This is a genomic window from Bacillus sp. 41-22 (genome assembly GCF_025809295.1).
Taxonomy (GTDB): domain Bacteria; phylum Bacillota; class Bacilli; order Bacillales; family Bacillaceae_G; genus Bacillus_A; species Bacillus_A mycoides.
This window is the reverse complement of record NZ_CP084035.1, coordinates 2,751,970-2,770,150: the sequence shown is the minus strand read 5'-3', so window position 1 is coordinate 2,770,150 and position 18,181 is coordinate 2,751,970. Positions and strand designations below refer to the sequence as shown.

Genomic DNA, 18,181 nt, shown 5'->3' with positions numbered 1-18,181 from the left:
GAGAGAAGGAAGACTGTATGGGAGATACTTCTTCACTAATAACCGTCTTTTTATGCGTAGCACTGCTAATTTTTTGGCGCCGTTATCGTTCTATGTATAAGCCGATAAAGGGAACGGGAAAACGTATTTTGTGGCCATTACTATTTTTAACACCGGGCATTTTATTGTTTTTTGGTCCAGTACATCCAGCTATAGTACAAGTGACTATAGCAGCATCCATTGGGGTGATTTTCGCAATCCCACTTATATTTCTAACAAACTATGAGCGAAGAGAAGACAGAAACATTTATACGAAAAAAAGTGCTGCCTTTTTAATTACTTTTATCGGAATTGTTATTTTAAGATATGGTTCAAGACAATATATTGTTGACTTAGATCAGCAAACAATAGGTTTATTATTTTACGTAGTTGCAGTATCGTATATTATTCCGTGGAGAATTGCTTGTTATATAAAGTTTAGGAAAGTTTGGCGAGAAAATAATAACCATGCTATATGAAAACTTCTCAAATGAGAAGTTTTTTATTTTTATATGCAAGCAAAATAATTTGTTGAGGTTCACGCTACCATACAATATGATAAATATAAAAAAATTGAGGGGAAGTAGGGGATATAAAAGTGCGTACAATTCTACTGTTTTTACATAATATGCCCATAGATGAAATAGAGAGTATGAGAGAAAAGCATGATCCTTTATTTGAATTAATTTCTCCTCATATAACAATTGTATTCCCGTTTGAAAGTTCCATTTCAAATGATGAGCTGGAATTACATATTTTGAAAGTGGCGAAAGGGGTTCATCCGATTGAAATTGAGTTTGCTAACCGGATAAGTAGCAAGGGAGAGTATCTATTTTTGGAAGTTGAAAGAGGGAAAGAAAAAATAGAAGAATTGCACGATAGATTGTATACAGGTCCTTTACTACAATTTTTTAGAACGGATATTCCATACATACCACATGTAACAGTTGGGAGAAAAGATAGCGCGGAGTTAGCGGCTGAAATAGCGAAGGATATTCCTAGTTTTCATGAGAAGTTAAATTGTGTAATTGATAAAATTAGTGTGGAACGAATTGGTGAGAATGGAGAATCAATTATTGAATTTGAAGTACCATTGCAAAAAAGCTGACAAAGGTCAGCTTTTTTATTTCGAACTATGAAGTAAAGCACCAATTGCACCACTATAACCGCCGTCTTGTAAAAAGACTGGTATTTTGTTTTGATATTCTGTATAGCTACTAATAATATTTTGAAGATGTACGTTATTACATAGAGTAGAACCGATGTAAATGATATGGTCAATATTTTTTGCTTCGGCGAATTGAAGACTTAATGCTGTGACGACTTCACCGACAAGTCCTTGAACGGTAGCTAGTATATCTGAACTACTATAATTTGAGTCTGTAATGGTCGCTTTTCCGAAATTGCTAGCAGTTAAGTTATTATCAAGAGGGGAGAGAATCCCGCCATAAATATCTCCAACTGTAATATCTAGACTGTTTCTTGAACCAATTTTCGTAAGCGGAATCACGGCTTCAAAATGATCTATATTTGTTAATAGTTTTGAAAGACCCATAATAGTACCACCGCCAACTCCAGTTCCACCAGCGCGAACATATTGCTTGTCGTGAACATAGTGAATGGAAGTACCTGTACCGATATTTGTTAATACAAAGCTGTTTATAGCACGTTTTTCTTCTTTTAGTATGTATCGTACTCCTGCTAAAGTAGCTTCAAACTCGTTTAATTCTACTATTTTATATGAACTTGAAAGGAGTTGTTCTAACTGTGTAGCTTTACCACCTGTAATGCATAATTGTGTAATTGAATTATTATTATGAAGCCATTCTTTAATTCTTTCATGTTCATATGAATAAAATTTTTCAAAAACTAATTTGTTCATTTCGTTAAAGTAAGCAATTTTTGTTAATGTTCCCCCAGCATCAATACCAACAACATTCCGCATTTCCCTACCCCTTACTATGTAATCTGTTTAATCAGCTTGATATATTAATAGCTTTTCAATGGTAACGATTGATTGACCGTTTACAGAGGCAATTCCTTTCCCAAGAACAAAACCTCGTCTGTTACGTGTTAATTCATAATGTAAGTCAAGTTTATCACCGGGATACGCATTTTCATGAAATTCCACCCCATCTAAAGAGGAGAGGAAACCAAGTCCTTCAGATTCACCTGTACTTACAAAAGCACTAAGTTGAGCCAGTGCTTCTACAATTAGCATATGAGGCATATAGTTTTGATTTTCATTAATAAACCACTCGTTATTTGTGATCAGTTTGTATCCTGTAGCTGATTGAGATTCTTTAACGTTTGTAATTTTATCAATCATTAAAAATGGATAGCGATGGGGAAGAGTATCTTTAATATTCATATCGTACCTCCAGGAATAATAATACCCCTGCTAAAGTTAAGCAGGGGAGTTATTATTAATTCTTAACTAATTCTTCTATTTTTTCAATAGAGAAAATACCGCTATTTTTAATGTTTTCAACTGCTTCTTGTAATACTACTTTATCTTGAACAAGTGCAATACGTACAAAACCTTCGCCATGAGGACCAAATGCATGGCCTGGTGTGACAACGACATTTGCACGATCCATAAGTGCATAAGCGAACTCTAGCGAAGTCCATCCTTTCGGAATTTCAGCCCAAACGAACATACTTCCAGCTGGTTTATTGACATTCCAACCGAATTTGCGGAATCCGTCCACTAAAGTATCTCTACGTTCTTGGTAAATTCCACGGTTTTTTTCACAAAATGCAGCGCCGTGTCGTAATGCAGCGGATGCAGCTTTTTGAATTGGTAAAAACACACCGTAATCTGTATTAGACTTAAATTGCGTAAGCGCGCTGACAATTTCTTCGTTACCAATCATATAACCAATACGGCTACCAGCTAAACTATAACTTTTAGATAAAGAATTAATTTCAACGCCAACTTCTTTTGCACCAGGTACAGATAAGAAGCTAATTGGCTTTTGACCATCAAAATAAAATTCAGCATAAGCAAAATCATGGACAACGATAATATTATGTTTTTTCGCGAATGCGATTACATCTTTAAAGAAATCTTCATGTGCCATTGCTGGAACTGGATTTCCTGGGAAGTTCAAAATCATCATCTTTGCTTTATTGGCGATTTCTTCAGGGATAACTTCTAAGTTAGGTAAGAAATCATTTTCTTTTTTTAATGGCATGTAGTAAGATGTTGCACCGGCCATTTGAATTCCTGTTTCATAAGCTGTATATCCTGGATCAGGAACTAGTATTATATCTCCCGGATTTGCAAAAACCATAGGTAAATGAACGAGTCCGTCTTGTGAACCCATTAATAATAAAACTTCTTTTTCAGCATTTAATATAACGTTATGAATGTTGTTGTAATATTCAGTTACAGCTTCGTGAAATTCTTGAATACCAGATAATGTATATCCGTAACTTTCTTTTGCACTTGCTGTATGTACCATTTCTTCTCTCACAAAATCAGCAGGAGGCATATCAGGATTCCCGATACTTAAATCGATCATTTTATGACCTGCTGCAATTTTCTCTTTTTTATAGGCCCCTAATTCACTAAATATAGAAGATTGGAATGCTTTCATTCTAGTTGCTAAAGTGTAAGTCATCAAAACCCCTCCTAAAAACAGTGTTTTCTTTCTGTATTTTTAATTATTCTGAAAACACATGTTTACATTTTATCATTTTTTTATGAAAATTAAAACGATTGACAAATTTAGAGGGAGGATAATAAGGGGAAATATAAAAATAACGTAGAAAATATTTTCTACGTTATAAATGAAGATTAATTGTTTGTTTTTTTATATGTACATGTGTTTTCAGTTGTAAAAAAGTATACATTTAATTCATTATCGACAACTTTTAAAGATTGATCCGATGTAAACGAGTTACCATAATCAATACGATACACGTTAGAATTTTTAACAAACGATCCTTTAAATAAATCCTCTTTTTTATTTGTTGTTTGCATTTCCACTAAATTGTGAACAACCTTTTCTTTCTTTTCTTCTTTCACAACTGTTTCAAATTTATAATATACAGGGCATTCACCTTTTTTATTATCAATGACTTCCCAAGAGCCGTATATATCATTATTGCTACATCCACTAAGTAGAACGATTAATATAGGGAAAATAAATAGAAACTTTTTCATTGTGTACTCCTTTCTTATTCGTTTTTATAAACGTGCGAATACGATAGGAATATTGTAAAAAATAAAGTTTAAATTTTCATAAAGAATTTTTAAATTTCACATAAAAATTTGGAGAAAGGTGAGATTTTTAAAATGAAAAGGCATGAATCTAGTGTAATGCTAGATTCATGCCTAGTACTCTATCTTATGTTATGTTTTTTGAGGATAAATGAAGCGGAAAGAAGAATGACAATTCCATTTACAATATATACATTTAAAATAACGAAGACTAGGTTAGCTACTCCCAAACCACCTTTATCGAATATAGATGTGAGTGCTGTAGTAGTCAAAAAGATAATGGGAGTTAACAATAAAAATAGGAAACCTGCAACAATCCTTCTTTTAAAGTTATTTTGAGATAAGGAAATGGCTAAAAAATTAAGGACGCCAAACATGACCAATGAAAAAAGAAGGATAATTAATAATTGGATGCCATAAGACATTTCCACAGCTCCTTTTTGAAAAATCTATAATTTATTTTATTCGAAAGTAGTAGGGGATACTCCTTTAAATATTTGAACTACATAAAGAAAATAGATTTTAATCCTTGAAATTCAAAAAGAATGGACCCAGTAAAATACGGGATCCATTCTTAAGAAGTATTAGTTTTATATATTCGCAGATTGTGACGTTTGTTTTTTAAATTGTTTCTGCTTAGATAAGGAAATAAAAATAATCAACAACGAAATAACTCCGAAGATGAGAACCATATATTGTAACCCAATCGTATCTAAGAAGAAGCCAGTTCCAAGTAAGACAATTTGGAACATAACTCTTTCAAACATATTACGGAATGAGAAGAGACGTCCGTGATAGCTTTTTTCGACTTTCGTTTGGAAAATTGTCGACATAATAGGGAAGAAGCAGCCTACACTAAATCCAAACAAACCAAATGAGGCAAGTGCCATCCATTTAATATCGCTGAAGAACAACGAAAGGTGTGCAAAAGCGGTACAAATTGCGAAGAAGTATAGTAACTTTTCAGGTTTGAAATGATCAGATAAACGTTTAATAACGAAGGCACCTAACATAAATGCTACACCTTCAATTGTATATATGAATCCTTTAATCGTTGGGTCATGTTGCATTTCGCTAATGTTAATAACCATTAAATTGAATCCAGCTATAAATAATAGAGGGATAATACTTAATATAAGTGCTGTAAAAGCAATAGGAATTCCTTTTAAAATACGAAATACTTCCATAAAACTATTATCTTTAGCTGATTGTTTACTTGATGTAGCGGATTTTTTATCTTCAAATTGTAGGAAGAAAGTTGAGAGGAATAATAAAGCGTATGCTGCCATTGAGAAGGCATACATATACTGTAAACTCATTACAACTAAAAGAATGCCACCTAGTGAAGTACCTGCAATACGAGCGATTGTACCGATATTCATATGAACACCGTTCATTTGTAATAGCTCATGTTCATTAACGATGAGTGGAATTACAGATTGTAATGCAGGGAAATAAAATGCCGCGGAAATTTGAAGTGCAATCATAAATGCAATCATGAAAGCGATACTTTCATATTGAATAGCGAAAAACATGAAAATAACACTAATAACACGACCAAATCCAGCGTAAAGAAGAACTTTCTTTTTTTCATATTGATCAATGACACGCCCAGCCATTGGACCGACTAGAACACCAGCTAACAGTCCGATAAATAATATAACGGATTTCATAAAATCAGAAGGGACGTATTTTTGCATAAATTCAAGATTACCAAGAATACCAAGCCATAACCCTAGACCAGCAATAAACTCCCCAATTAATACGATCCAAACATTTTTATTACGCCACATAATTTAAACCTCTCAGTCTTTTAAAATTAACAACTCGTATATAAAACCTCCTAATTTATTCATTATTTTTTAACGCGCTTTTTTTAGAGTCAGAGTCTATATTACGTGTTTCATTAGTGAATTTCAATCTTTTTGATTTGTTGAAAATTTGATTAATTATATGATGAAATAAGTAATTCAAAATGTGAAAAACTCTTGATTAAATACAAATTGAAAATAAAGAAAAACATAGAGAAAATAAAAAAGTGAGAACGTAGTTACTACGTCTCACTTTTCTCAAATGCAACATCAAACAATAGATTCCTTTAGCAACACTTATGATCTTGTCCAATAGCTAAACCACTAAAAGATAGAGGGCCAACAACGTCTGCACTTGCAGCATTTGTTAGATTTTCCACAGTTAATGAATATTCGTGAGTCCCGCAGCTTACATCTTTATCAATAGCTTGAAATGTTTGAGCGTAGAATTGCTCTGAATCTGTAGATTCAATACCTACTTGCGTGTTGAAAATTTCAGTGTTGTCACGGAAAATTCTAAATAATATTTGTGATATATCAGTTATACCTTTAACTCCAACTGTAGCGATTAATTCTACCCGATTATTACGTGAATCGCTTCTTGAAATTTTTAATTTAATATTTGCTAGAATTGCTTTGTTTGGGGAATGAGGAATTACAAAAGTTGTTTCACCTGTTTTATTTATTGGTTGAGTAGCTTGGTAATCAATGATATGAGTCATGTTCGTCACCTCCTCATATACTAAAATATGAAAGGACATATACTATAAGATTTTAAGAGAATTGAGGAGTAATGTTGAATAAAGGGAGATAATATAAAAGCATCAAGAAAAAACCCAATTATGAGAGTCATTTTTTGATGCTTTTCATACTTTAGGCAGAATATTCTTCTTTACGTACTTCGAAGAATTCATTCCGGCGTAAGTAATTAAAAATTTTTTCCGAAACCTCTTCTTCATGAGACACTAAGAATCGTTGATCAAAAGCATAGAAAGATTGACCTTTAATTAGTTTTACGTAGTATATTTTACACGCCTCCTTTAAATTAGGATTTTTAAATACTTTATATTATGATGACCTATCTGGTTGTTAATAATACTTAAAGTTTCAAAGGGGAGAAGTATAAATTCAAAAAAACATTGAAATAGCTTACAAATCTGTAATGTTTTTGTCACCTTTGCCGATAGTTAAAATTAACCAGTATCTTCTATACTACAAATAGGTTCCATAAAACAAGGGGGTAGAAAGATGGAGGAAATAATTGGAGAAGTTGTAGCAGGGATTTGTGAATTTGTAGTTGAAGTTACGGTGGATGTTTTAGGAGATTTAGTTTCCGGAAATGATGAAGAGAAAGAAACATTATAAAATTTGTAAAAAGGTTTAAAGATAAACAATGTGTAAAAGCTGATTTCTAAAGGGAAGTCAGCTTTTATATTTTTTACATTATATTAATAATATCTAAATATTAACCTGTTACGATATTAATGAAATCAATAAAGGAGCTGACCGATATGAATATGCCGAATTCTAGATGTGATGTACCTGATTCTAATACGATTGTAGCGAATATAAATGAAAAAGAATATCACTTTATAGTTCGTATACATCCACTTGCAGGAAAGATGATAGCGCTATTTGAAAATGGGAAAGAATATGGCTTGCTTGATAAGGAAATCGCTAGTAGGGATAAATTTATTAGGTCAGAGCTTACTAAGTTGAAGCATTTCAACATAGATATTCTTTATGATAGTCCTGGGTGGATATGGATTGGCATGGACCAATATGGATTGCATGCAAGAGAGGCTACTAATAGCGAAGTAGAAGTTATTGTGAAGTTACAGGGGGATTAAACGTGTAAGAAGATCCTCAAATATAAGAGATACTTTGTGTGGGTGTGGGATAATTCCCCATAACCTTTTTTGTTTTGTGCTTAAAAATAAAAGAGTTAAATTTTTTTGATAGAAGGTCTCTAATACAAGAGACGAGACTAAAAGAGGATTTGAAATTATATAAAGAGAACTTATAAATTAAATATAATACTTTATAGAAAGAAGATGATAAAAATGAGTAAAGAAGAACTTGTGAAACAACAATTTGGTAGTAATGCAGAGAAGTATGTAAAAAGTAAAATTCATGCAAAAGGACTGGATTTACAATATGTAGTTAAGCAAGTTGAAACTCGTCATAATACTCGTCTTCTTGATATTGCTACTGGTGGTGGACATGTTGCTAATTTGTTAGCCCCAATGTTCAAAGAGGTAGTCGCTCTTGATTTAACAGAAAAAATGTTAGAAAAAGCAAAAGGTTTTATAGAAGGGAACGGACATGAAAATGTATCATTTGTAGCAGGACATGCAGAAAGGTTACCATTTGCTGATGAATCCTTTGATACAATTACATGCCGAATTGCAGCACATCACTTTGTTGATCCTTTGCAATTTATTTTTGAAGTAAATCGAACGTTAGAAGATAATGGGTTATTTATATTAATTGATAACGTTTCACCAGAAAATAATGAGTTTGATACATTTTATAACTTTATCGAAAAGAAGAGAGATCCAAGCCATGAACGAGCTTTGAAAAAAACAGAATGGATTACTTTATTAGAAAAACATGGTTTGCAAATGCAGTCATGTCATACTTTTGACAAGAAGTTCGATTTTGATTGGTGGTGCGATATGATGGATGTTCCTATGCAAAAACGTGTAAAGTTAACAGAGTGTATGATGAAAACATCAAATGAAATGCAAGAATTTTTCAAAATTCAATTTGAAAACAATAAAATAGAATCGTTTTATACTGAAATGGCACTGTTCGTATGTAAAAAAAGTTCAACATTAAAAAGATAAATTTCTTGCAGTCTTTCTGATGTACGATATACTTAGTACAGAGAAAATGAGAATTGAGGAATAGTAATAATGATTCGTGTACGTATTGAGGGAACTGAGGAAGAGATGCTTGAATTTTTAGAGAAAATGCCTGACATTCCTGGGTTTGAAAAAACACATATGAGAGAACCGAGAAAAGGGAATAATCCGAAATATGATTCAAGCAAAAGTATACTAGCATATTTATCTTATAAAAAGATTGAAGTCGCCAATAAATAGGCGGCTTTTTTAATTATCTCCGTTTCACCACCTTGTCTTTTTCGCATAATAATGATAGTAGATTATGCTGGAGAGGGGTGAGGAATGTTAATAAAAAAATAATCTTTTTCGGAGATTTTGGTATTGATGATGCAGTAACCTTAATTTATGCGAATAAAACATGCAAATTAGATATTATCGGTATCGTTGCAGAGTATGGAAATGTGTCAAGAGAAATTGTAACGGAAAATGTTTATTTTTTAGAAAGATACTATGCTACAAAAGTGAAGATTATTGAAGGTGCCAGTAGACCGATGACAGCTGAAGAACCTTTGTTTTTCCCTGAAATTCATGGGGATCACGGTTTAGGTCCAATTATTCCACCGAAAATGAGAATTTGTGACAGAGAAAATTTTTGTGAATTGATTAAATTAATTGAGCCTTGTCCAGAAGATATTATTATAGTCGCGACGGGACGATTAACAACACTTGCAACATTATTTTTATTGTACCCCAATTTAATGAATCGAGTATGTTCTTATTATATAATGGGCGGTGTTTTTCTATTTCCGGGAAACGTTACACCTGTATCAGAAGCTAATTTTTACGGTGATCCAATTGCCGCGAATATCGTTATGAAATATGCGCAGAATGCTACAATATATCCGTTAAATGTAACGCAGCGTGCTCTTATCACCCCTGAAATGGTCGATATTATTGATAAAGAAGGAACAGGGCAGGCGAAACTCATAAAGCCAATGATCGATTTTTATTACGAGAACTTTTACAAAAAAGAATATCCAGGTATTGCTGGGAGTCCGATTCACGATTTACTTCCGTTCATTTCATTTATAAATGATGATATTTTTGAATATAAAAAATCAGCAGTTTGGATTAGTACGACGAATGATGTAACGAGAGGTCAAAGTGTTGCCGATTTTAGAAAAATAGCTGAGCCAACGACGTTTGATAATCGTCCTATACAAAAAATTGCCGTTGAATTTAATTATCAAGCGTTTAAAGATGAATTTATGAGAACAATATTGAAGCCAGATTGTCCTTAAAAGGGTGAGCAGATTTGAATGATTTTCATAAGACGAATAACTTACGAAAAATGTAACATAACTAATGGTAAGCAATTGTTTCTGATTATAATTTTTATTGGTCAATTATAAAGGAGGAAATGATATGATTTGGTCTTTAATCGTTGGTGGTATATTAGGATGGTTTGCAAGTTTAATTACTGGGAAGGATGTACCTGGCGGTGTAATCGGTAATATTATTGCAGGTATTGTCGGTTCTTGGCTTGGTACAGCGTTACTTGGTAAATTCGGACCTGTTATAGACGGATATGCGATTGTTCCGGCTTTAATAGGCGCGATTGTTTTGATTTTCATCGTAAGCTTTATATTCCGTGCAATGCGGAAATGAATACAGGGGACTGTTTACATTTGTAAGCAGTCCCTTTGTATTATGTTGTCTAATCTGTTATGCTACTGTTATACAATCAGGAGGTGTCAGCATTGAAATCATTTACAGTAAATTTTCATCAAGAGGATAATGCAAAGGCAACAACAGTACATAAATTAAGTGAAGAGGACTTCGAGAAAGCAACAGAAAAAGGTACTCGTCATCTATTTGATTTAGATACAAACGTTGGTTTCTTCGTATTCTTTGATGCTGAAGATACAGAAGGAAACGAGCAATACTTAATGTTACAATATGAAGGAGATCATGAAGAACCAAGTGCTTGCTACGGATTTGATTTGAAATTGTTCTATCAATTTTTAGCACTATACTTAAATGATCTTGAATTCCAAGGTGAGACAAATGAAGAAGAGGAAGAAAATGGTCCAATTCATCATTTAGCGCACTTACTTTACCATATCGTTGAAGACGGTAAATCTATCGAAGTATAAAATACATAATTGAGGCTGTCCTTTAATAGGACAGCTTTTTTAATTATATAAATAGTTAATCTTAATGAATTTCTGATCATGACAAATGATTTGAATAAGATTCAGAAGGAACAAAACATTAAACCAGCAGAGAATGAGTATTCACTTTCTGCTGGTTTTTTTGCATTTAAAGGAGATTTTGTAGCAGTTTAATTCAAGTTACAAAAAGGATATAGCGAGTATGGAGAGAAGGTGTATACAAGGAGATGAATAAGATGATTAACAATACAATTCCAAGCTTTTTGAAGCTTTTGGAAAGCGATGATATAGGATTACATGACTTGGACAAATATTATGATATGTATCCAGAAGCATTTGAAGAGTATTTTAATTATCATTGTCCTAAGACGGAAGAACGTCTTTCTAGTGCAATTAAAAAATATCCTGAAAAACTAAAAGACATCCGTATTATTTCGGAAACTTTACCATCTATTATTCAAGAAATTAGTGAGGAGTATCACATTCAATTTGGTTTTAATATAGATTTGACTTTTCATCTATTTGTAGGTGGGTTTGGCTCCAATGCATTTGTAGAAAGAGATATTATTGGGGATATATTTCTTTCGGCAGAAAAATTATCTCCTGAAAGGGAGCATCTTCGTGTTATCGTTGCTCATGAAATTGGTCATATATATCATAATTTCGTATTGCAAGAGAGTGGAATGGATTGGACTAAAGCACAATGGACTGATGCAGCGGTTAGTTTATATCGTGAGGGAGTCGCGACATATTTATCGCAAAGAATAGCTAAAGGATTAAGTAAATCAGTCTATTATTCATATGATAATGATGGTGACGATTGGTTGTATTGCTATGAAGAACATAAAGATCATATTAAGAAACATTTTTTACAAGATTATGTTAAAGGGTGGACAGATGAAAAAGAGAAAGAATGGTTCCGTTTATCAGGAGGGACTTATTTCGGATGCAACCGACTCGGTTATTTTTTAGGAACATCGTATATGGAGTATATTGTGAATACTTTCGGGGAAAGCGAAGCACTTACTTTTTGGACTAAAAATAATTTAAAGAGTAGTGTAATGGAATGGTTACAAAAGTGAATATGTTGAAGAGGGAGGCTGAAAATGATGAAAGTATATATGAAAGTACTTATATTTTTTCTAACTTTAACGTGTGTAGCGGCTTTAACTGCATGTACTAACGCTGAGGAAAAGAAGCAAACTAATTCAACATCAGAAAATAGTACGGAAAAAAAGAGCGATACGTCAGAAAAGAGTAAAAAGAATGAAGAGACTGCTCCCAAAAAAGAGAAAGAACCTGTGGAAAAACCAAAAGGTCAAGAATCGGTAAAACCTTCAACGAAGTCTAATACGAAAAATACAGTGCTTAATCAAAAATCAATTAACCATGTAAAAGATTTATTTGAGCAAGCGAAAGAAGGTAAAGTACCTAACGTACCATATGCAGCGCATACAGGAGATATTGAAGAAATAGAGAAGGCATGGGGAAAGGCAGATAAGACTGAGCAAGCAGGAAACGGGATGTATGCAACTTTTACAAGTAAAAATGTAGCATTTGGCTTTAATAAAGGATCACAAGTCTTTGACGTACGCTCTTACCATTCAGAGCTCAAATCGATTACGTTACAAGAAATCGAAAAGGCTTTAGGAAAACCAGCGTCTGTTAAAGAAAATGGTAATGATAAAATTTATGTTTATAAAGTAAATGACCAGTTTGAATTGAAATTCGTAATTCCAAAATCGACTGGTAAAGTACATCATATTTCTGTGTTCTCACCGGAGGATAGTATTAATAAAATGGCAGGTTAAATGAAGAGCTGTTCCTATAGGGACAGCTCTTTTGTTTTGTTTCTTTCTAACGATTGAACAAAAAAAGCTTGAATGATACCACCGATTATTAATACGAAGGCACAAATATAAAATAGAGTACTACCGCTTAATTTACTTAATAACAATGCACCTACAAAAGGCCCACAAGTTCTTGAAATATCCCAATGTATACCGTATATAGAAAAATATAATCCGCGTCTATGACTTGGAGCGATTTGTGAAACGAATCGTAGTAAGTGATTCAAAGCTATACTTTGCCCAATTACTAAAAAGAGCAATGTGAAGAATAATGACCATATTGTTGTGGAATAACCGTAGCCAATCGCAGCTAACGTAAAGCAAGTATAGGAAATAACAATGATTTTAGGCATAGAAAACTGTTCAGACCATTTCACAAGGGAAATTTGGAGAATCACTTCCATGACAGCTTTACAAGTTGAGATAAACACGAGTACAAATAGAAAATTTGGGAATACACTTTCGGCGAATATACGATAATTTGATTCGGTTTGGGCGTAGAAAAAACTAATCGGTAGCGTAGAAACCATAAGTCCAAACACAGCGTAATGCTTTGAAATAAATTGTTTTGGCGAATATACTTCTTTAGTTTTATTAACGTTTTTCATGAGTGGAGCTGTTTCAGGAAGCTGCGTCCAAACGAGAATAGCATATAGCGTAAGGGCTACACCTTGCAAAATAAATAAATACTCAGGGTGACTAGTATAGAAAAAGGCGCCGATTAATGGGCCAATTACAGAGCCGATTGCTCCCGTAGTATGCAGAACAGCAAATATTTCTGCCTGTTGTTCTTCCTTCGTTAAGTCAGCGATTTGTGCTCGCTGTGCCGGAATATATAAAGAGCGTCCAATACCATTTACTACATACAATAAGGCGAAAAAGGCGAACGATTCAGCAAAAACGAATCCGCTTACGGCAAAAGCTTGTAAAAGTAATCCGAGTAACATTATTTTCTTTCGGCCGTATTTATCTGTTACACCCCCAGCGATTAATGTAAACACAATATCAGCGAGAGGCTGTAATCCGAAAAGAAGCATTGTAACGATGACATTACCATTTAACGCTTTATTAACGTGAACAATAAAAATGATAGCTAACATCGCTTCAGTCGTTCGGACTAACAATTCACCGAACAATCGAATGAGAATAGGCTTATTATAACGTTTTAAAAGATACTTCATTTTTATTTCCTCCTTTCTATATTGAAATGATAAGATGGAAGCCAGAAATGAAAAAGGGTAGAATGAAAGAGGAAGATTTTTCATCTTTTAGGGGGCGTTTTATGATTATTTTGGAGCAATATATGCACCTGTGGCTCCAGTATGGAAATGGGAGAGCAGAGGGAGAACAATTAGAAATAACAATACAAAATATATCTGAAACTTTATTTTGTACAGAGCGAAATAGTAAATTAATCATAAAAAAATTAGAAGAATTTAATTGGATTATGTGGTTTCCAGGCCGAGGGAGAGGAAATCGTTCAAAGTTGTTATTTCAAAAACATCCACTTTCTTTAATTTTAGAAAGAGGAAAAGAAATAACGAAACAAGGGGATGTAAAAAACGGGAGTGCATTTATTGAAAGGTATAGCTCATATTTTCCATCGCTTCAAACTCAATTTCAAACTTGGATAGATTCGATATTCGGGTATCAAGTCGAAAGGACATCTAAAGGGAGAAGAGATGTACTACGTTTGCAAGTCCAAATGAATCTAGATATTGCATTAGATCCTGTATACGCTACGATGCGTTCGGAATGTCATATGGTAAAACATATATACGACACGTTAGTGTATATAGACGGAAATACAAACAGTGTAGAGCCAAGACTTGCGTTTTATTGGGAATATGATGACCAGAAATATATATGGACCTTCTACTTACGAAAAGGTGTTCAGTTTCATAACAGGAAAGAATTTACTGCTTATGACGTTGTACATACATTTAAACGATTCTTGAAAGCGAAAAATAATCCGCATGCGTGGATGTTACAGCACGTTGAAAGTTTACATATTCTTGATGACTACATTGTGCAGATTCGTTTATCTACAGATAATAAGCTGTTTTTACATGCTTTAAGTACAGAACAGTGTTCTATTGTAAATGAAGATGGAGATGGAAGGTTAATCGGTACTGGACCGTTTCGATTATGTGAAAAGAATGAGGATGTATTCGTATTAGAAGCAAATGATTTATATTTTCGCGAGCGACCATTTCTCGATCGAATTGAATTATGGAATGTAGAGCACAGCGTAAATACGTGCGATATTTTAGCGAAAGCACACTATAACAATATAGAAAAGCATCATAAAGAACTAACTAGACTTGAGTCGAATGTAACATACATTACATTAAATACCGCAAAAGAAGGACCTATGCAAAACACGATGTTTCGGAAAGCTCTATATAAAATCATTCATAGCAATGCGCTTATCAAGGAATTGCAAGGAGCGCGCGGAGAAATAGCAGAAGAATTGGTTCTAACAAAGGGTGGCACTATACATATAAATGAGGAGATATATACGCTTATTAAAGAGAGCTCTTACCGTAATGAAACACTGCGACTATATACATTTACAGAACAAGATCATGTTGAAGACTCATATTGGATACAAAAAGAGTGTGCGAAGTATGGCGTCACTATTGAAGTGATTTTTCTTGAAACAAAAGAGTTATTGCAAACAAGTACGATACAAAAGGCTGATATAATACATGATAGTGCGACAATTAGTGAGCGTATTGAAGAAAGTTTACTATATATGTTTCTTACAAAAAACAGCTTTATTCATCAACATAGCAATATAAAATTTAACGAAGTATTGCAGTCTTATTTTATAGAGAATCAATTAGAGAAACGGATGACACTGTTACACGATATTGAAGACACATTGTTACGTCAAATTCATATTATTCCTTTATATCGTAACAAACAGCAAGTAAGTTCACACGAAAAAGTGCAAAATATAATGATCAATCCACAAGGTTGGATTGATTTTTATCAAATATGGTTTAAGGCTTGATATATAAAGGTTTTTATGCATTTTTGTAAGATGTGTAAGAACCTTTTTTGTATGGAAATGAAGTTTGTTTTGCACATTGTTACGCTACATGTTATAAAAGTTCATTTACAGCGTAACAGTGTTATGTTACATTGTTATTAGAAAGGAGTGATATACAGTTGATTACAAATTTAATTTCAAAAAAAGATTTATTAGAGTTAACTGGTATTTCATACGGACAGTTATATAGGTGGAAGAGAAAAAATTTAATACCGGAAGATTGGTTTGTACGGAAGTCAACGTTCACAGGTCAGGAAACATTTTTTCCGAAAGAAAAGATATTAGAGCGTATTGATAAAATTCAAACGATGAAAGAGGATCTATCGCTTGATGAATTGGCAAATATGTTTTCACCAAGCGTAACAGAGATTCTTTTAGCAAAGGAAGATCTCATTCGTAAAGAAATTACATCAGAACCTGTTTTACAATTTTTCATGGAGCAAACGAACAAAACGGAAGATTTTCAATTTGCAGAGATTCTTTATGTATACGTGTTAGAAGAACTTCTTCAATCAGGAGACGTTAGCTTAGAAGAAGGGAAAATGGTTTTACAAGTTTTACGTGAAAATTATGAAGCGATTAAACATAAAAATTGTGACTTAGTTATTATTCGGAAGTTAGGGATTTCTACATGCTTCTTAGTATCAAGCGTTGAGGATTTAATTTTTGAAAAGGGAACAAAGATTGTTTTACGTATAGCAATTATGAAATTTACCGAAGCATTAAAAACTAAACTGTTGTAGTGGAGGAGAAATAATGCGTACAGAAAATTTAATTATAAACGGATATGGTTCATCAAACGGTGGAGAGTTTCATAAAGTGCAACTAAATGGAAAAGGAACTGTTAATGGAAACGTTGAATGTGAGCAATTTGAATGTAATGGTTACGGTGCAGTTACTGGTGATTTGAAAAGTAGTAATGCAAGAATTAGCGGATCGGGTAAAGTTGATGGTACAGTTAGCACAGAAATGATGCGAATCGATGGGAAAGGGACAATTACACAAGATGTAAAGGCGACCACTTTAAAAATTGCAGGAAAAGGTACGATAGGTGGAAATGTCACCGGTGAAGAATTTAAAATCAATGGCCAAGCGACGATTGATGGTAATTGCGAGGTTGATGTTTTTTCTTCAGAGGGACAGTTTACGGTAGGTGGTTTATTAAGCGCAGATGAAATTAATATTAATATTCACGGTACATGTAGAGCGAAAGAAATTGGCGGTCAAACAATTAAAGTAAGACATAGATTGAGTACTTTTAGTAAACTTTTTAAAACAGTATTTGGCCTGCAGTTAGAGGCTGAATTGTTAGAAGGTGACAATATCGATATTGATTATGCTCACATAAAAACGGTAAGAGGAAACAATGTTACAGTAGGACCGAACTGTGAGATTGAACTCATTGAATATACCGGAGTTCTTACTGTTGATAAAAGCGCAAATGTAAAAGAAATTAGGCAGGTGTAAAGAAGGGAGCAATCGATATGGAAAATCAACATAGTCTTACTGTTAATGGATCAGGTAGCTCAGCAGGTGGGGATTATAACAAAGTAAAGATACGCGGCGAAGGAACAATTTCTAATCATATGAGTTGTAATGAATTTAAAACGTACGGCACGAGTGATGTACGTGGTAATATGAAAGTTAAAAATTATGTCGTGTATGGAGATAGTGGAGTACAAGGAAACGTAGATGCGGAATGTATAAAAGTATATGGCAATACACAAATGTATGGTGATGCTCATATAGAAAAAACAAAAGTAAGAGGTATGATTGAAGTTAAAGGAAAGTTTTCAGGTGATTTCGTAGATGTGAAAGGCGCTTTAAATGTGAAGGGAGATATAGAAGTAGAGGAATTATTACTAACTGGTGGTCTTGAAAGTGATGGTTTGCTTAATGCTGAAAATATTGAAATCTCACTTCGTTATGAAGGAAGTAAAGTAAGGGAAATCGGTGGCAAAAAGATTACAGTACGTAAAAAAGTGAGATTTAATCCTTTTACAAGTCATGCTGGAAACCTCCAAACATCAATTATTGAAGGAGATGATATTTATTTAGAGCATACAATTGCAGACGTAGTTAGAGGAAATCATGTTATAATTGGCCCTGGCTGTGAAATTAGTGTAGTAGAATATCATACTAGTTTTAACCTGAAAGGGAATTCAGTCGTAAAAGAACATAAACAAATATAAG

23 protein-coding genes are annotated in these 18,181 nt (G+C 33.4%); 14 read left to right on the top strand and 9 right to left on the bottom strand.

Going from position 1 to position 18,181, the window contains the following annotated elements; all coding sequences use genetic code 11:
• Positions 1 to 17: 17 nt before the first annotated feature.
• Entirely contained in the window at positions 18 to 497 is a 480-nt protein-coding gene (locus LCF45_RS14135; protein WP_078176538.1) for a CcdC family protein, read from the top strand.
• A gap of 119 nt (positions 498 to 616) precedes the next feature.
• A complete protein-coding gene (locus LCF45_RS14130; protein WP_078176539.1) occupies positions 617 to 1,126 on the top strand; it encodes a 2'-5' RNA ligase family protein in 510 nt (169 codons plus the stop codon).
• A 15-nt stretch (positions 1,127 to 1,141) separates the two neighbouring features.
• On the opposite strand, the gene coaW is transcribed toward LCF45_RS14130, so the two are convergent.
• The 8 genes from coaW to LCF45_RS14090 all read right to left on the bottom strand — a co-directional run bounded on the left by coaW (position 1,142) and on the right by LCF45_RS14090 (position 7,083).
• Entirely contained in the window at positions 1,142 to 1,963 is an 822-nt protein-coding gene (gene coaW, locus LCF45_RS14125) for a type II pantothenate kinase (protein ID WP_078203357.1), read from the bottom strand.
• 27 nt (positions 1,964 to 1,990) lie between these two features.
• Complete coding sequence (locus LCF45_RS14120; protein ID WP_002127819.1) at positions 1,991 to 2,389, bottom strand: 3-hydroxyacyl-ACP dehydratase FabZ family protein; 399 nt, start codon at positions 2,387 to 2,389, stop codon at positions 1,991 to 1,993.
• A gap of 55 nt (positions 2,390 to 2,444) precedes the next feature.
• Positions 2,445 to 3,644 (bottom strand): LL-diaminopimelate aminotransferase, encoded by a 1,200-nt coding sequence (locus LCF45_RS14115; protein WP_263892823.1) that lies wholly within the window; start codon positions 3,642 to 3,644, stop codon positions 2,445 to 2,447.
• A 176-nt stretch (positions 3,645 to 3,820) separates the two neighbouring features.
• On the bottom strand, positions 3,821 to 4,189 hold the full coding sequence (locus LCF45_RS14110; RefSeq protein ID WP_002127817.1) for a hypothetical protein: 369 nt from the start codon (positions 4,187 to 4,189) through the stop codon (positions 3,821 to 3,823).
• A 179-nt stretch (positions 4,190 to 4,368) separates the two neighbouring features.
• Positions 4,369 to 4,671 carry a hypothetical protein gene (locus tag LCF45_RS14105; RefSeq protein WP_000120186.1) on the bottom strand — a complete coding sequence of 101 codons (303 nt, stop codon included), beginning with the start codon at positions 4,669 to 4,671 and terminating at the stop codon, positions 4,369 to 4,371.
• A gap of 165 nt (positions 4,672 to 4,836) precedes the next feature.
• Entirely contained in the window at positions 4,837 to 6,039 is a 1,203-nt protein-coding gene (locus LCF45_RS14100; RefSeq protein WP_002032512.1) for an MFS transporter, read from the bottom strand.
• A gap of 305 nt (positions 6,040 to 6,344) precedes the next feature.
• The gene (exsC, locus tag LCF45_RS14095; protein WP_002127816.1) at positions 6,345 to 6,779 is read right to left on the bottom strand and encodes an exosporium protein ExsC; all 435 of its coding nucleotides are present in this window, start codon (positions 6,777 to 6,779) and stop codon (positions 6,345 to 6,347) included.
• Positions 6,780 to 6,930: 151 nt separating this feature from the next.
• A complete protein-coding gene (locus LCF45_RS14090; RefSeq protein WP_078179002.1) occupies positions 6,931 to 7,083 on the bottom strand; it encodes a YqbF domain-containing protein in 153 nt (50 codons plus the stop codon).
• Between the two features lie 485 nt (positions 7,084 to 7,568).
• Between LCF45_RS14090 and LCF45_RS14085 the strand changes: the two genes are divergently transcribed.
• From LCF45_RS14085 to LCF45_RS14050, 8 genes are all read left to right on the top strand, one after another.
• The gene (locus tag LCF45_RS14085) at positions 7,569 to 7,907 is read left to right on the top strand and encodes a hypothetical protein (RefSeq protein WP_002127815.1); all 339 of its coding nucleotides are present in this window, start codon (positions 7,569 to 7,571) and stop codon (positions 7,905 to 7,907) included.
• 213 nt (positions 7,908 to 8,120) lie between these two features.
• Complete coding sequence (locus tag LCF45_RS14080) at positions 8,121 to 8,906, top strand: class I SAM-dependent methyltransferase (protein WP_061674108.1); 786 nt, start codon at positions 8,121 to 8,123, stop codon at positions 8,904 to 8,906.
• 69 nt (positions 8,907 to 8,975) lie between these two features.
• Positions 8,976 to 9,164: a DUF3970 family protein gene (locus LCF45_RS14075; RefSeq protein WP_002065918.1), complete on the top strand. Its 189-nt coding sequence runs from the start codon at positions 8,976 to 8,978 to the stop codon at positions 9,162 to 9,164.
• Positions 9,165 to 9,241: 77 nt separating this feature from the next.
• Entirely contained in the window at positions 9,242 to 10,207 is a 966-nt protein-coding gene (locus LCF45_RS14070; protein ID WP_263892822.1) for a nucleoside hydrolase, read from the top strand.
• Positions 10,208 to 10,331: 124 nt separating this feature from the next.
• Positions 10,332 to 10,574: a GlsB/YeaQ/YmgE family stress response membrane protein gene (locus LCF45_RS14065; protein WP_263892821.1), complete on the top strand. Its 243-nt coding sequence runs from the start codon at positions 10,332 to 10,334 to the stop codon at positions 10,572 to 10,574.
• A gap of 92 nt (positions 10,575 to 10,666) precedes the next feature.
• Positions 10,667 to 11,062: a hypothetical protein gene (locus tag LCF45_RS14060; RefSeq protein WP_002084959.1), complete on the top strand. Its 396-nt coding sequence runs from the start codon at positions 10,667 to 10,669 to the stop codon at positions 11,060 to 11,062.
• A 254-nt stretch (positions 11,063 to 11,316) separates the two neighbouring features.
• Positions 11,317 to 12,162: a DUF5700 domain-containing putative Zn-dependent protease gene (locus tag LCF45_RS14055; protein WP_002165597.1), complete on the top strand. Its 846-nt coding sequence runs from the start codon at positions 11,317 to 11,319 to the stop codon at positions 12,160 to 12,162.
• Between the two features lie 24 nt (positions 12,163 to 12,186).
• On the top strand, positions 12,187 to 12,891 hold the full coding sequence (locus tag LCF45_RS14050; RefSeq protein ID WP_113710005.1) for a YjgB family protein: 705 nt from the start codon (positions 12,187 to 12,189) through the stop codon (positions 12,889 to 12,891).
• A gap of 14 nt (positions 12,892 to 12,905) precedes the next feature.
• On the opposite strand, the gene LCF45_RS14045 is transcribed toward LCF45_RS14050, so the two are convergent.
• Entirely contained in the window at positions 12,906 to 14,111 is a 1,206-nt protein-coding gene (locus LCF45_RS14045) for an MDR family MFS transporter (protein WP_263892820.1), read from the bottom strand.
• Positions 14,112 to 14,173: 62 nt separating this feature from the next.
• Here LCF45_RS14045 and LCF45_RS14040 point away from each other — a divergent pair, with 62 nt between their 5' ends.
• The 4 genes from LCF45_RS14040 to LCF45_RS14025 all read left to right on the top strand — a co-directional run bounded on the left by LCF45_RS14040 (position 14,174) and on the right by LCF45_RS14025 (position 18,180).
• The gene (locus LCF45_RS14040) at positions 14,174 to 15,949 is read left to right on the top strand and encodes an SgrR family transcriptional regulator (RefSeq protein WP_263894887.1); all 1,776 of its coding nucleotides are present in this window, start codon (positions 14,174 to 14,176) and stop codon (positions 15,947 to 15,949) included.
• 158 nt (positions 15,950 to 16,107) lie between these two features.
• Positions 16,108 to 16,731, top strand: a complete 624-nt coding sequence (locus LCF45_RS14035; RefSeq protein ID WP_088291641.1) for a YhbD family protein — start codon at positions 16,108 to 16,110, stop codon at positions 16,729 to 16,731.
• Positions 16,732 to 16,744: 13 nt separating this feature from the next.
• Positions 16,745 to 17,455 (top strand): polymer-forming cytoskeletal protein, encoded by a 711-nt coding sequence (locus LCF45_RS14030; RefSeq protein ID WP_263892819.1) that lies wholly within the window; start codon positions 16,745 to 16,747, stop codon positions 17,453 to 17,455.
• 17 nt (positions 17,456 to 17,472) lie between these two features.
• Entirely contained in the window at positions 17,473 to 18,180 is a 708-nt protein-coding gene (locus LCF45_RS14025; protein ID WP_002127803.1) for a hypothetical protein, read from the top strand.
• Position 18,181 lies beyond the last annotated feature (1 nt).